Below are 14,904 nucleotides of genomic sequence, written 5' to 3'. Positions count from 1 at the left end.
GCACCTTCAATGCTGCAAGAGACGCCGCTGCGAAGCGTCGCCGCGGGCGTGCCTGGCGAGGGCCAACGCCCGCACGCCGCACGCCCGTTTTTCTTTATCTCCGATCTGCATCTGAGCGAGGCGATCCCGCACACGGTCGCCGCGTTCGAGCACTTCATCCGCGTGACCGCCCAGGAGGCGGACTCGGTGTTCATTCTCGGCGACCTGTTCGAATACTGGGTCGGCGACGACATGCTCGGCGAGCCGTTCGTCGCGCGCATGACGGCCTTGCTGCACACGCTGTCGGAGCGCGGCATCGCGCTCTACATCATGCACGGCAACCGCGACTTCCTGCTCGGCAAGCGCTTCATGAAAGCGGCCGGCGCGATCTGGCTGCCCGATCCGTTCGTGATTACCGCGTTCGGCCTGCGCGTTGCGCTCGCGCACGGCGATCGCCTCTGCACCGCGGATCGCGGCTATCAACTGTTCAGGCGTTTCGCGCGCAATCATGTCGCGCAGATGCTGTTTCTCGCGTGGCCGTTCCGCTGGCGGCGCAAGCTCGCCGAAAACATGCGCGCCAAGAGCGAGCATGGCCGGCTGCGGCCGGTATCGGTCAAGTATGACGTGACGCCCAAAGGTGTCGCCGCGCTCTTCAAGACGTCGAAAACGACGACGATGATTCATGGGCATACGCACCGGCCCGCGCGGCATCGCGAGCCGGGCGGCACGCGCTGGGTTCTGCCGGATTGGGACCTCGATCACGGCCCGCGCCGCGGCGGGTATCTGCGGATCGATGGCGACGGGATTCGAGCGTTGCCGCTCGATTGAAACGGCGATGTTGCAGACGCGCGCTGAATTCGCGTGAATCGGCGCGAAGCCATGCGAACCCCGATGAGCCTGCGTAGTCCGGCGCGCATTCGCGGCACCGGACATGGAACGACGATCAGCGCTGCGCGACCGCGCCTTCCACCTTCCCCGCAATCGCGGCCGACAAACGCCGCAAATCGAGCAACGCCGCGTCTGCGCCTTCGAGCCCTTCGAGACTCGTGCCGAGCCGCTCGAGCGCATCGACGATCTCGTCGATGCGTCGTGACTGCGTGGCCGCATGATCGATCAGGCCGTGAATCGCGAGCGACACCGGATCGTCCGCATTCGGCGTGATGCCGTAGGCGCAGAACGCGCTCTTTTCCGCCGCGCGTTTGGCGTCGCGCGCGGCGCCATTCGACTCGGCAGCTTGCGTGGCGACCGCGCTCGGGACCGTCGACGCAGCAGCTGCCGGCACGATGATCCGCGCCGGATTGCCGACCGCCGTGCCGCGTGCGGGCACCGGTTTCGTGACGACCGCGTTCGAGCCGATCTTCGCCTCCGCGCCGACCGTGAAACCGCCGAGCACCTTCGCGCCCGCGCCGACGATCACGCCGCGCTCGAGCGTCGGATGCCGCTTCGCACCGCGCGTGAGCGACGTGCCGCCGAGCGTCACGCCCTGGTAGATCGTGCAGTCGTCGCCGACCTGCGCGGTTTCGCCGATCACGACGCCCATGCCGTGATCGATGAACACGCGCCGCCCGAGCGTCGCGCCCGGATGGATTTCGATGCCGGTCATGAAGCGCGCCATCTGCGAGACGAAGCGCGCAAGCCAGCGGCGCCTCGCGCGCCAGCACGCATGCGCGAAGCGGTGCAACACGAGCGCGTGCAGCCCCGGATAACACGTGAGCACTTCCCATGCGCTGCGGGCGGCGGGATCGCGCTCGCGGATCGTGGCGATATCTTCGCGAAGTCTCGTGAACATGGCAGGGACGGTGTTGTGAGGGAAAAACCGTCCGCGTTGTTTTGCGCGCTGCCTGCTGCATTGCGCGCTACGCATGACGGTGCGGCTGCCGTTTAGCACGGTGGCCGCTTTGCTTCGTATGTTTTGTGGATTGTAGGGCGATTGCGCGAAACCTGCCGGAAGCCCACGCTGCCCGCAAGGTCGTCCGCGGGCGAGGGCGGCGCCGGGATGTGCGTGGTCCGCCGCCGTGCTTCGCCGCCGTAATACGCCTTGCCCGGCTGCTCAGTCGGTTCGCTTCGTCTTGAGCAGGATGTGCTTGGCGATGCCGCGCACGATGTTGACCTCTTCGCGCTCGAGCCCCGAACGCGCGAACAGCCGCCGCAGCCGCGACATCAGCTTCTTCGGATTGGCCGGATCGAGAAATTCGAGCGCGACGAGCGCGCTTTCGAGATGCGTGAACATGCTCTCGATTTCGTCGCTGGCCGCCAGTTGCGCGCGCGCGCCGGCGGGCTCGCGCTGCGCCGCGCCGACGCCTGCGTGCGGCGGGAGCGGCGCGCCGCCTGCCGGGTCGCCGACGCCGACGTCCGTGCCAAGATAGGCGGTGCGCAGTTCGTACGCGAGCACCTGCACCGCCTGGGCGAGATTGAGCGAGCTATAGGCCGGATTGGCCGGAATATGCGCAAGCGCGCTGCAGCGCTCGACGTCCTCGTTCGACAAGCCCGTGCGCTCGTTGCCGAATACCAGCGCGATCTCGCCGTGTACCGCCTGTTCGTGCGCGATGGCGGCGGCCGCGCGCGGCGTCCATTGCGGCGGGCCGTATTCGCGCAGCCGCGCGGTCAGCGCGATCGACCAGTGCACGCCCGCGAGCGCATCGGCGAGCGTCGGCACGATGTGCACCGAGGCGAGCACGTCGTCGGCGCCGCTCGCCATCGCGATCGCTTCGGGATCGTTCTGCACGTTCGGCACGCGCGGCGACACCAGCACGAGCCGCGAGAAGCCCATGGTCTTCAGCGCGCGCGCCGCGGCGCCGACGTTGCCGGGATGGCTGGGCTCGACGAGCACGAAGCGCGTCGACGTAAAGCCGCCGCGCAGTTCGGCCACGGCGGGATCGGAGGAATGGTGGGTGTGCTCCACGATAAAACTCGGCAGGCTAAAGATGCGTATGGTAGCGCCAACCCGCCGCCGCGCCGAATCATCCGTATGCGCGGCGGCGCCAGGACTCAGGTAAAATGCTGCGTTTCGTGTCCGGCACGGGCAAATGCCCAGGCATTCACCGAACCGGGCGCCACGTTCTTATCCAATTCGTCTCCGTCGACGGAATGCAATACGAGGAATGCGCAGCAGCGCTTTGCCCGGCTTGTTTTCCGTGCTGTTTCCGCGCCTTCGCGGCACCCTGTTAGCGCAGGTTTAGCGCTTATTTTCCGGCAAGCAGCCGTGCTGCCCCGGCACAAGGATCCAGACTCATGCATCCCATGCTCAATATCGCCGTGAAGGCCGCCCGCCGCGCAGCGCAAATCATCAACCGCGCGTCGCTCGACCTTGACCTGGTCCAGGTCAGCAAGAAGCAGCACAACGATTTCGTCACGGAGGTCGACAAGGCGTCGGAAGCCGCGATCATCGAAACGCTGAAGACCGCCTATCCCGATCACGCGATCCTCGCCGAAGAGTCCGGCAAGTCGGACAACGATTCCGAATACCAGTGGATCATCGATCCGCTCGACGGCACCACCAACTTCATCCACGGCTTTCCGTACTACTGCGTGTCGATCGCGCTCGCGCACAAAGGTATCGTCACGCAGGCCGTCGTCTACGATCCGAACCGCAACGACCTGTTCACTGCCTCGCGCGGCCGTGGCGCGTTCCTCAACGACCGCCGCATCCGCGTCGCCAAGCGCGACCGCCTTGCCGACTGCCTGATCGGCACCGGCTTCCCGTTCCGCGAGCAGGACAGCCTCGAAGCGTACGGCCGCCAGTTCGCCGAAATGACCGAAGCCTGCGCGGGCCTGCGCCGTCCGGGCGCCGCCGCGCTCGATCTCGCGAACGTCGCCGCCGGCCGCATGGACGGCTTCTTCGAGCAGGGTCTGCACCCGTGGGACGTCGCGGCGGGCAGCCTGCTGATCACGGAAGCGGGCGGTCTGGTCGGCAACTACACGGGCGACTCGGACTTCCTGCACGTCGGCGAAGTCGTCGCGGGCAACCCGAAGGTCTACGCGCAGATGATTCCGGTTCTGTCGCGCTACAGCCGCACGCGTCAGCAGTCGGCCTGACGCGTGCCGCCGCGGGCTGCGGGCGGACTCGCGTAATCGGCGCACGGCAAAGCGGCTTCGGCCGCTTTTTTTGTTGGCTGCACTGCAGCGTACACACGTTCGTGCTACAAAGCCGGGGTGCCATGCGCTCTCCTGCCGGCGCGGTTTGCCGGTGTCGGTGCGGGCCGCTGCCACGCCCTGTTGCCGCTCCCTCGCCGCCCTCTTCCCGACTCGCGCGCAGCCTCTCATCCGCTTCATGAAAAAAGGCTTTTACACGATCATTGCGGCGCAATTCGTTTCGTCGCTCGCGGACAACGCGCTGCTGATCGCCGCCATCGCGCTGCTTTCGGTAATCCGCTCGGCTGCCTGGGTCACCCCGCTGCTGCAAATCTTCTTCACGATTTCATACGTGCTGCTCGCGCCCTTCGTCGGCGCGTTCGCGGACTCGCTGCAAAAGCGCCACGTGATGTTCATCTCCAACGCGCTCAAGGCGAGCGGCTGCCTGCTGATGATCGCCGGCGTTCATCCGATGATTGCGTACGGCGTGGTCGGCTTTGGCGCGGCGGCCTATTCGCCGGCCAAGTACGGCATCCTCACCGAGCTGCTGCCCGCCGACAAGCTTCGTCCAGGCCAATGCATGGCTCGAATCGGCCACGGTCCTTTCGACGATCGCCGGCACGATGCTCGGCGGCGCGCTGATCAGCGTGTCGATCGGGCACTTCGTCGCGCACGCGCATCTGCCGCTGATCGGCTCCGCCGCCGATCTCGCGATGTTCGCGGTGATGGTCACTTACGCCGTCGCCGCCGCGATCAACGTCTTCATTCCCGACACCGGCGCGCGCTATCCGAACCGTCTGTCGGAGCCGAAGAAGCTGGTCGGCGAATTCCATCACTGCTTTCATGTGCTGTGGGCCGACAAGCTCGCGCAGATCGCGCTGTGGGTCACGACGCTGCTGTGGGGTGCCGCGGTGACGATGCAGTTGCTCGTGCTCAAATGGGCGAACGTGAACCTTGGGCTGACGTTGTCGAAAGCAGCGGTCATGCAGGGCGTGAGCGGCATCGGCATCGCGCTCGGCGCGACGGCCGCCGCCGCGTTGATTCCGCTGCGCAAATCGCTGCGCGTGCTGCCGGTCGGCGTGCTGACCGGCGCGGTGGCGATCGCGATGGCGTTCTACAACAAGGATCTGTTCCCGCCCGGCGCGGGCCTGCGCATCGGCTCGCACGTCGCGCCCGCCTATCTCCTGCTCGCCTATCCGCTGATGATCGTGCTCGGCGCGCTGTCGGGCTTTTTCATCGTGCCGATGAACGCGCTTCTCCAGCATCGCGGCGCGACGCTGCTGTCGCCCGGCCACTCGATCGCCGTGCAGAACTTCAACCAGAACCTCGCCGTGCTGCTGATGCTCGGCATGTATGCGCTGCTGCTCATCGCGAAGCTGCCCGCGCAGTGGATCATCGTCGTGTTCGGCAGTTTCATCACGCTGCTGATGTGGCTCGCCATGCGGCGCGGCGCCGTGAACGAGCGCATGGTCGACATGCGTGCGATGGTCGAGGAATGAATGCATGACGATTCGCCTTCGGTGATTCGGTGGCTCGATGACTCCGGCAAGCGCGCGTCTCGGCGCGCCGCCACGGCGATACGCATCGTCGCAGCCCGCCCGTTCGCGCTGCCGTGGAGATTTCATGCTGCCACAGCCGTTTTGCGTCGTGCATCGGCCGTTCGGCCAGGGTCCGTTCGCCGCGCGGGCGGGTTAAACTCACGCCCTGAGCATCTACCGCAAGAAGACACCAAGGATGGGCATTCAAACCGCAGCGGCCAACGACGTCGCACAACACACTCCAATGATGCAGCAATATTTGCGCATCAAAGCGGAGCATCCGGGCACGCTCGTGTTCTACCGGATGGGCGACTTCTACGAACTCTTTTTCGACGACGCGGAGAAAGCCGCGCGGCTGCTCGATCTGACGCTCACGCAGCGCGGCGCGTCGGCGGGCAATCCGATCAAGATGGCCGGCGTGCCGCATCACGCGGTCGAACAGTATCTGGCCAAGCTCGTGAAGCTCGGCGAATCCGTGGCGATCTGCGAACAGATCGGCGACCCGGCCACCTCGAAAGGGCCGGTCGAGCGCAAGGTCGTCCGTGTGGTCACACCGGGCACGCTGACGGATGCCGCGCTGCTGTCCGACAAGAGCGACGTTTACCTGCTCTCGATGTGCGTCGCGCACAATCGCCGCGGCGTTGCGACGAGCGTCGGCCTCGCATGGCTCAATCTCGCGAGCGGCGCACTGCGTCTCGCGGAAGTCGCGCCCGACCAGGTGGCCGCGGCACTCGAACGCATTCGCCCCGCTGAAATTCTCGTCGCCGACGCGAGCGCCGATTCGGCAAGCTGGACGCCGCCCACCAACGCGGGCGCACTCACGCGCATGCCGGCCTGGCACTTCGATATCGCGTCGGGCACGAAGCGCCTGTGCGACCAGCTCGAAGTGGCAAGCCTCGACGGCTTCGGCGCGCATTCGCTCGGCTGCGCGTGCGGCGCGGCCGGTGCGTTGCTGCTCTACGCGGCGTCCACGCAAGGCCAGCAATTGCGACACGTGCGCAGCCTGAAGGTCGAATACGAGTCCGAATATATCGGCCTCGACCCCGCCACGCGCCGCAACCTCGAACTCACGGAAACACTGCGCGGCACCGAATCGCCGACGCTGTGCTCGCTGCTCGACACCTGCTGCACGACAATGGGCAGCCGCCTGCTGCGTCACTGGCTGCACCATCCGCCGCGCGAATCGGCGGTTGCGCAGGCGCGTCAGCAGGCCATCGGCGCGCTACTCGACGCGCCGCCCGGCGCCGATCTCGATACCTTGCGCCAGGCATTGCGGCAGATCGCGGATATCGAGCGGATCACCGGACGTCTCGCCCTGCTCTCGGCGCGGCCGCGCGATCTGTCGAGCCTGCGCGATACGTTCATCGCGCTGCCGGCACTGCGCGCGCAGCTTGCCGCGGTGTCGTCGAACGCGGCTTCGCTCGCGCGCATCGACGCGGCGCTGGAGCCGCCAGCCGAGTGCGTCGAACTGCTCAGGCACGCGGTCACGCAGGAGCCGGCCGCGATGGTGCGCGACGGCGGCGTGATCGCACGCGGCTACGACGCGGAGCTCGATGAACTGCGCGACATTTCGGAGAATTGCGGGCAATTCCTGATCGATCTCGAAACGCGCGAACGCGCGCGCACCGGCATCGGCAATCTGCGCGTCGAGTACAACAAGGTGCACGGCTTCTATATCGAAGTCACGCGCGGCCAAACCGACAAGGTGCCCGACGACTATCGCCGCCGTCAGACGCTGAAGAATGCCGAGCGCTACATCACGCCGGAACTGAAGACCTTCGAGGACAAAGCGCTCTCCGCCCAGGAGCGTGCGCTTGCGCGCGAGCGCGCGTTGTACGACGCGTTGCTGCAAGCACTCCTGCCGTTCATTCCGGACTGCCAGCGCGTCGCCTCGGCACTGGCCGAACTCGATCTGCTGGCGGCTTTTGCCGAACGCGCCCGCGCGCTCGACTGGGTCGCGCCGACCTTCTCCGCGGATGCCGGCATCGACATCGAACAGGGCCGCCATCCGGTGGTCGAGGCCCAGGTCGAGCAGTTCATCGCGAACGACTGCATGCTCGCCGCCGAGCGCAAGCTACTGCTGATCACCGGCCCGAACATGGGCGGTAAATCGACGTTCATGCGTCAGACCGCGCTGATCGCACTGCTCGCCTACGTGGGCAGCTACGTGCCGGCACGGCGCGCGGCCTTCGGGCCGATCGACCGCATCTTCACGCGCATCGGCGCGGCAGACGATCTCGCCGGCGGCCGCTCGACCTTCATGGTCGAAATGACCGAAGCCGCCGCGATCCTCAACGACGCGACACAGCACAGCCTCGTGCTGATGGATGAGATCGGCCGTGGCACCTCGACGTTCGACGGTCTCGCGCTCGCCTGGGCGATCGCACGGCACCTGCTCGCGCACAACGGCTGCTACACGCTGTTCGCAACGCACTACTTCGAGCTGACGCAACTGCCGCTGGAATTTCCGCACGCGGCCAACGTGCATCTGTCGGCGGTCGAACACGGGCATGGCATCGTGTTCCTGCATGCGGTCGACGAAGGGCCGGCCAACCAGAGCTACGGTCTGCAGGTCGCGCAACTGGCCGGGGTGCCGAACGCGGTGATCCGCGCGGCGCGCAAGCATCTCGCACATCTCGAACAGCAATCGGCCGCACAGCCCGCGCCGCAACTCGATCTGTTCGCCGCGCCGCCGATGCCCGCCGAAGACGCGGACGACGACAACGATGCCGACACCCATGCGTCACCCGCATCGCCCGCGATGCAGGCCGTCGTCGAGCGTCTGCGCGGCATCGATCCGAACGATCTGCGGCCGCGCGAAGCACTCGATCTGCTGTACGAACTACATGAACTGGCCGTCGCGCCGGATGCGGACCGTTGACGCACACCGGCATCCCCAACGGCCGCGCGAGTTTTGCGCGGCGCTGAGCCACGCGCGCGCGCTCGTGGGCGGCATCGCCGCGCTCGCGGCACTGTGCGCGTGGACCACGCCTGCGCGGGCCGAGGCCTCGCGTTTCACGTTCGCGGTCATCGCGGACACGATGCGCAGCCCCGCCGACGAAGCCTCCACACAGCGGTTGCTCGATGCGATCGGCCGCGAGCGCGCGGTGCGCTTCATTGTCTACGACGGCAATCTGAAGGGGCCGAAGGAAGTCTGCCGCGACACGCTTTACGAGCGCCGTTACGCGCTGCTCGAAAACTCGCGCCTGCCGCTCTTCTTCATTCCCGGCGAACACGACTGGGTCGATTGCGGGACGGCCGAAGCCGGCGGCTTCGATCCGGTCGAGCGGCTCGATCTGCTGCGGCAAACGCTATTCGCCGACTCCACCTCGATGGGCCAGAACCCGATTGCCTTGACGCGCGAAAGCGAAGTCTCGCGCTTTCGTCCGTTCCGTGAAAACGTGCGCTGGGTCATGAGCGAAAGCGCGAACGAGAAGGCAAACGACAGGACCGCCGATCAGGCCCGCGACATCGTGTTCGTCGGCCTGAACGCGCCGGGGCCGAACAATCACTATCTGACCGCGGGCGGCCGCAACGGCGAGTTCGAGGATCGCGTGATCGCCAATGCATTCTGGCTCGAACACGCGGGCGAATATGCGAAACGCCGCGACGCGCGTGCGATCGTCGTGTTCATCGAGGGCGACTTCGATCCGGAGCGCTACAAGCGGCCCGAGCGGTTCGCGTGGCTGCATTTCGCGCGCAGCACGCGTCGCGATGGCTTTCTCGAACTCAAGCGCAGCCTCGTCAAGCTCGCGCAGACTTTTCACGGGCCCGTGGTCGTGATTCATGCCGACGACGAACGCGTGGCCGGCGGCTTCGTGATCGATCAGCCGCTACGCAACGACAAGGGCATGGCCGTGACGAATCTCACGCGTATCGGGCTTGCGCCGCGCGATCGTTTTAACCAGTGGATTCAGATTGAAGCGGATTTCGGCAGGAAAACGCCGTTCCGTGTGAGCGTGCACGACGTGCCGAAACAGATACCGCTGCCGACTACGCCGCCGCTGCAATCGCACGATGAATCCGGTGCGTCGATGTCGGGCTCGCCCGATATGCCGAATGTGCCGGGCTTCGGTCCGGCGTCGGAATTGCCGCCGCTGCTGCCGCAGGCACCAGGCGCACCTGCTACACCCGGCGGGCCGCAGCTGGATCAGGAAGGTAGTGAATATGAGCCGGCGATTTCGATGCCGCCGGGGTCGATACTGCCGGCTTCGCCATCGGTGCCGGCACCCTCGCCTGCGTCGGCACCGGCCACGTCGCCGCGCGTGCCGCCGGGCACGCCTTCAGGCGCACCCGGCTGAGCGGCAAGCTCAGTGCAAAGTGGGTTTGGAGTCGTCTTCTTCGTCGTCCTCGTCGTCGTCGAGAACTTCGAGGCCGTCGGCGCCGTGCGCGTGTTCGTGTTCGATTTCGTCTTCGGTCGCGGGGCGCACGTCTTTCACGGTCAGCGCGAAACGCAGTGCCATGCCGGCCAGCGGATGATTACCGTCGAGCACGACCTTGTCTTCCGCGACGTCGGTCACGACGTACACCAGCGCATCGATTTCCTCGTCGCCATCTTCCGGCGTGCCTTCGAACTGCATGCCGACTTCGAGCGGTTCCGGGAAACGATCGCGCGGTTCGATCTTCACGAGTTCGGGATCGTACTCGCCGAATGCGTCTTGCGGCTCGAGCTGGATCTGGGTCTCGAAGCCGGCCTCGTGGCCGTCGAGCTCTTCCTCGATCTTGGGGAACGTGCCATCATAGCCGCCGTGCAGATAGACCATCGGCTCGTCGCTCTCCTCAATCAGATTGCCTTGAGCATCCGACAGCTTGTAGGCGACCGACACGACGGTGTTCTTTGCAATTTTCATTCGATTCTCCAGAATACAGCTCTCATTATACGATGCCGAGGCGCCCCACTCACCTCCCTGCCGATGCAGCTTCGGCACGCAATTCCTCGTCTGCTTCAAAGCCTGACTCAAAACCCAACTCAAAGCCCGAGTTGAGGCCAGCTTCGAAGCCCGACTCAAGGCCTGAGTCAAAGCCTGAGTCAAAGCCAGCCTCAAAGCCCGTTTCGAAGCCCACCGCAATGCCTACGCGCCCACCTTCACCCGACATATCGACCGCATTGCTCGGCAATCTGACGCCGTCGCAATTCATGCGCCGCCACTGGCAGAAAAAACCGCTGCTGATCCGCCAGGCGATTCCGGACCTCGAAGCGCCGCTGTCGCGCGACGAACTTTTCGAGCTGGCCGATCAGGACGATGTCGAAGCGCGCCTGATCACCCACTTCCGCAACAGGTGGCAACTCGAACACGGCCCGTTCGCCCCCGACGAGTTGCCGTCGCTCAAGCAGCGCGCATGGACGCTGCTCGTGCAAGGCGTGGACCTGCACAATGATCGCGCCCGCGACCTGCTGAACCGCTTCCGCTTCGTGCCGGACGCGCGGCTCGACGACCTGATGATCTCGTACGCGAGCGACGGCGGCGGCGTCGGCCCCCACTTCGATTCCTACGATGTGTTTCTTTTGCAAGTAAAAGGCAAGCGCCGCTGGCGCATCAGCGCGCAGAAAGACCTGACGCTGCAAGCCGGCTTGCCCTTGAAAGTTTTACAGAACTTCGAGCCCGAAGAGGAGTGGGTGCTGGAGCCCGGCGACATGCTGTATCTGCCGCCGCACATCGCGCATGACGGTATTGCCGAAGGCGAATGCATGACCTGCTCGATCGGTTTTCGCGCGCCCTCCGCGAGCGAGTTGACCGCGCAGTTTCTCTACCATCTGGCCGAGCGCGGCGAGTCCGCGGGCAAGGCCGGCGTGCTTTACCGCGATCCGCAGCAACCGGCCGTCGAGCGTCCGGCCGAGCTGCCGCCGGCGCTCGTCGAGAAGGTTGGCGCGATCCTTGCTCGAATCAAATGGAATGAGCAGGACATTGCGTCGTTCCTTGGCACGTATCTCAGTGAACCCAAGCCGAGCGTCGTCTTCGATCCGCCGCAACGGCCGCTCAACGAGGCCCGTTTCGTCAGCGAAGTGTCGAAACGTGGCCTGCGGCTCGACCGCAAGACCAACCTGTTGTATGAACGCCGTTTTTTCTTCGTAAATGGAGAAGAAATGTCGTGGGACGGCGCGAAAAAATGGCTGTTTGATCTCGCTAATCTACGGTGCATGAGTGCGAAACGCTTTGTAACACTCTCGCACGATTCATCGGTGACAGCACTGCTACACGAGTGGTATTGTGCGGGCTGGATACAGGTGGGCGAGCTTGCGTAAGTCTGCCCGCGTGCTATACCGTACAGTGAAATTTTGTATGAGAAAGACAACGTATTGACCCCGGATTTATCGACTGTCAGTACGAAAGTGCATATAATTTCCGCCCAAGCCGTAGGGAAGATTTCAGCTCGTCAAAAGAGCATCTCCACCAGCGGCCCAGGTCGGTGTTGGAGCACATTACCGGTTTTATTTTGCGCTGTTGCTTACCTTTAAACCATAAAAGGACGTGATCATGAAGAAATCCCTCCTCGTAGCATCCCTGTTGGCAGCTGTGGCACTGGCTGCATGCAACAAGAGCAACGACCAGGCCGCCGCACCGGCTAGCGACGCAGCTGCTGCTTCGGCACCGGCTGCTGCAGCTTCGGACGCAGCAGCTGCTGCGTCGGGTGCTGCTGCTGCTGCGAGCGACGCTGCTGCTTCGGCTACGGCTGCTGCTTCGGACGCTGCCGCTTCGGACGCTGCGGCTTCGGCTGCTGCTCCGGCTTCGGGCGCAAGCCAGTAAGCTGTCGTGTAGGGTTCTGCCTCGGGAAATCGTCGCGATTTCCCGGGCAGTCAGGCAAAACGCCACGGATTCATCTCCGTGGCGTTTTGTTTTATGGCTGCGTTTTTGCAGCAAGGTTTTTTTAGCTGTTCTGCTTAAGAGCCAGCCTGAAAACCGTCGAAAAAATGCCGCTTTTTAAAGCGGCATTTTTTTAAGCAGAACCCGCGCGCTTCGCCTCTGTCGGCTATTGAGCCGGCGTCGCACGCTCTTCGAAGAACTCGCGCACCACGTCGATCTCGCGGGTACGCTTGAACGGCGGCAGGCTCTGCCAGATACGGCGGCCATACGGCTTGTCGACGAGGCGCGTATCGCAGATCATCAGCACGCCGCGATCGGTCTCCGCGCGAATCAAACGCCCCGCGCCCTGCTTGAGCGTAATCACGGCCTGCGGCAACTGGTGCACAGCGAACGGGCTCAAGCCTTTCTTCGTCAACGCATCGAGCCGTGCGGACAGCACCGGGTCGTCGGGCGGCGCGAACGGCAGCTTGTCGATCACGACGAGCGACAGCGCATCGCCGCGCACATCCACTCCTTCCCAGAAGCTCTGGCTGCCGACCAGAATCGCGTTGCCGTACGCCCGGAAGCGATCGAGCAATTCGGTGCGGCTCGCATCGCCCTGCACGAGCAGCGGATAGTCCCAGCCGCGCGCCTCGATCACGTCGCGCAACTTCGCCGAGATACGGTCCACCGCGCGCAGCGTCGTGCACAGCATGAAGACGCCGCCGCCCGACGCTTCGATCGCGGGCAGCGCCGCATCGAACACCGCGTCCGTGAACATCGGCGACGACGGCTGCGGCAGATTGCGCGGCACATACAGCAGCCCCTGCGAGGGGTAGTCGAACGGGCTCGGCAAGGTCATCGAGCGTTTCGAGTTCAACCCCATCTGTGCCGCATAGTGCGTGAAGTCGCCGCGCACCGACAACGTCGCCGACGTGAAGATCCACGCACGCGGCACGCCGGCGCGCTGCTTGGCGAAAATCGGCGCAACCGACAGCGGCGTTTCGTGCAACTGCACCGTATGCGAGAACACTTCGATCCAGCGCACCTTTTCGTTCGGATCGGCGTGCCCGGTCTTGCCGCCGGCCGCAGCGCCGCCGCCCTCACCCTCGCGCGGATTGGCCGCGTCGCGCTCGGCGGCCGACGGCGGCGTGGTCCAGCCGCTCAGCACGTCCTGCAATTCGCGAGCGCGACGCAGACACGCGCCGATCGATTCCGCGCGCTCGGCCTGCCCCGCGAGCGCGGCGGCCAATGCGTCGAGTTCGGTTTCGAGCGTTTCGAGCGCCGCGAACAGCGGATGATCGTCGGGCAACTGGCCGATCGACAGACGCAGCGTGTCTTCCTTGAACGCGAGCCGCACGTCGCGCGCGGCACGCTCGAGCGTCGCGCCGAGCTTGACCCAGTCGAGCGCATCGCGCGCATGGCCCAAACCCTCGGCCACCGAATCGCGCGCGAGTTCGAGAAACTGCGCGGTCGACAGCGTCTCGCCGAAGAACAGCGTAGCGGTTTCGGGCAACTGATGCGCTTCGTCGAAGACGACTGTATTGGCCGTGGGCAGCAACTCGGCCATGCCGGTATCGCGCAACATGATGTCGGCGAAAAAGAGATGGTGGTTGACCACCACGATGTCGGCCTGCTGCGCTTCGCGGCGCGCCTGCATCACGAAGCAGTCCTTGTAGTGCGGACACTCCTGGCCGAGACAGTTATCGCGCGTCGACGTCACCATCGACCACACCTGCGCCGTTTCCGGCACGCTCGCGAGTTCGGCCTTGTCGCCAGTGCGCGTGATCTTCGCGAAGCGCACGATGTCCTGCAGATACGAGGTTTCCTGGCGCGACGGCAGACGGCCGTTGTCGGCCGTGCGTTGCAGGTAGTAGTGGCACAGATAGTTCGCGCGCCCCTTGAGCATCGCGACCGACACCGGCACCGCGAGCGCGTCGCGCACGGTCGGAATGTCGCGCTGGAACAGCTGGTCCTGCAAGTGCTTGGTGCCCGTCGAGACGATCACCTTGCCGCCCCACAGCATGGCCGGCACGAGGTACGCATAGGTCTTGCCGGTGCCGGTGCCCGCCTCGACGATCAGCGTGTTCTCGCCGCCGTCGAGGCCGTCGGATTCGGCGCTGTCGGTGGTCTCGGCAACGGCATCGCTACCTGTCTGCTGCAGACGCCGCGCCGGACGCTTCTGCGCCTCGAACATCGCGGGCTCGGGCAGCGCGCGGCCCGACGCTTCCATCGCCGCGGCGACGGCACGCGCCATCTCGATCTGCGATGCGCGCGGCCGGTAGCCGTCGATCTGGCGCGCGAGCAAGCCGTTGTCGGCGAAGATATCGTCGAGCTCCACAGCACGGCGTCGGTCCAGCGTCACGCCGGCCACGGACGCAGCCGCGCGCGGAGCCGGAGCCGGCGCGCCGGCGGTGGATGCAGCGTCGCCCGGCGCGGTCCGGGATGAGGTGTCATGCGGTGAATTCAAGGCAAGCGTTTCCTGCGAAGTCCGGCTCGCGCGCTGCGCGCCCGGCGCCTGCCAGGCCGCGAAC

11 protein-coding genes and 1 pseudogene are annotated in these 14,904 nt (G+C 65.4%); 8 read left to right on the top strand and 4 right to left on the bottom strand.

Translation table 11 applies throughout. The annotated features are described in order from the left end of the window. Positions 1-9: 9 nt before the first annotated feature. Positions 10-807, top strand: coding sequence for a UDP-2,3-diacylglucosamine diphosphatase (locus F3J19_RS20235; protein WP_167045005.1), 798 nt, complete (start codon positions 10-12; stop codon positions 805-807). 115 nt (positions 808-922) lie between these two features. Here F3J19_RS20235 and cysE read toward each other — a convergent pair whose 3' ends face one another. Then, a complete protein-coding gene (cysE, locus tag F3J19_RS20230; protein ID WP_167045002.1) occupies positions 923-1,768 on the bottom strand; it encodes a serine O-acetyltransferase in 846 nt (281 codons plus the stop codon). 261 nt (positions 1,769-2,029) lie between these two features. Continuing rightward, the gene (locus F3J19_RS20225) at positions 2,030-2,881 is read right to left on the bottom strand and encodes an RNA methyltransferase (RefSeq protein WP_167045000.1); all 852 of its coding nucleotides are present in this window, start codon (positions 2,879-2,881) and stop codon (positions 2,030-2,032) included. Between the two features lie 329 nt (positions 2,882-3,210). Here F3J19_RS20225 and F3J19_RS20220 point away from each other — a divergent pair, with 329 nt between their 5' ends. The 4 genes and pseudogenes from F3J19_RS20220 (at position 3,211) to F3J19_RS20205 (ending at position 9,889) form a co-directional block, all read left to right on the top strand. After that, positions 3,211-4,014 (top strand): inositol monophosphatase family protein, encoded by an 804-nt coding sequence (locus F3J19_RS20220; protein ID WP_167044997.1) that lies wholly within the window; start codon positions 3,211-3,213, stop codon positions 4,012-4,014. A gap of 235 nt (positions 4,015-4,249) precedes the next feature. Continuing rightward, a pseudogene (lplT, locus tag F3J19_RS20215) lies at positions 4,250-5,549 on the top strand (lysophospholipid transporter LplT). A 235-nt stretch (positions 5,550-5,784) separates the two neighbouring features. Beyond that, positions 5,785-8,469, top strand: a complete 2,685-nt coding sequence (gene mutS / locus F3J19_RS20210; RefSeq protein WP_167044994.1) for a DNA mismatch repair protein MutS — start codon at positions 5,785-5,787, stop codon at positions 8,467-8,469. After that, positions 8,456-9,889: a hypothetical protein gene (locus tag F3J19_RS20205; RefSeq protein ID WP_205193070.1), complete on the top strand. Its 1,434-nt coding sequence runs from the start codon at positions 8,456-8,458 to the stop codon at positions 9,887-9,889. The genes mutS and F3J19_RS20205 overlap by 14 nt, the downstream gene beginning before the upstream one ends. 9 nt (positions 9,890-9,898) lie before the next feature. Here the strand turns inward: F3J19_RS20205 and F3J19_RS20200 are convergent, their stop codons facing one another. Then, positions 9,899-10,438, bottom strand: coding sequence for a peptidylprolyl isomerase (locus tag F3J19_RS20200; RefSeq protein ID WP_167044988.1), 540 nt, complete (start codon positions 10,436-10,438; stop codon positions 9,899-9,901). A gap of 32 nt (positions 10,439-10,470) precedes the next feature. Between F3J19_RS20200 and F3J19_RS20195 the strand changes: the two genes are divergently transcribed. The 3 genes from F3J19_RS20195 to F3J19_RS20185 all read left to right on the top strand — a co-directional run bounded on the left by F3J19_RS20195 (position 10,471) and on the right by F3J19_RS20185 (position 12,512). Beyond that, on the top strand, positions 10,471-11,832 hold the full coding sequence (locus F3J19_RS20195; RefSeq protein WP_205193068.1) for a cupin domain-containing protein: 1,362 nt from the start codon (positions 10,471-10,473) through the stop codon (positions 11,830-11,832). A 232-nt stretch (positions 11,833-12,064) separates the two neighbouring features. Continuing rightward, entirely contained in the window at positions 12,065-12,334 is a 270-nt protein-coding gene (locus F3J19_RS32705) for a hypothetical protein (RefSeq protein ID WP_167044985.1), read from the top strand. Beyond that, positions 12,219-12,512, top strand: a complete 294-nt coding sequence (locus F3J19_RS20185) for a hypothetical protein (RefSeq protein ID WP_167044933.1) — start codon at positions 12,219-12,221, stop codon at positions 12,510-12,512. The genes F3J19_RS32705 and F3J19_RS20185 overlap by 116 nt, the downstream gene beginning before the upstream one ends. Before the next feature lie 45 nt (positions 12,513-12,557). Here F3J19_RS20185 and F3J19_RS20180 read toward each other — a convergent pair whose 3' ends face one another. Further along, positions 12,558-14,840: an ATP-dependent DNA helicase gene (locus tag F3J19_RS20180; RefSeq protein ID WP_167044982.1), complete on the bottom strand. Its 2,283-nt coding sequence runs from the start codon at positions 14,838-14,840 to the stop codon at positions 12,558-12,560. Positions 14,841-14,904 lie beyond the last annotated feature (64 nt).

Origin of the sequence: Burkholderia sp. Ax-1724, from assembly GCF_011752995.1 — a bacterium.
Taxonomy (GTDB): domain Bacteria; phylum Pseudomonadota; class Gammaproteobacteria; order Burkholderiales; family Burkholderiaceae; genus Paraburkholderia.
The sequence above is the reverse complement of the archived record's forward strand: the minus strand, read 5'-3'. Positions and strand labels throughout refer to the sequence as shown.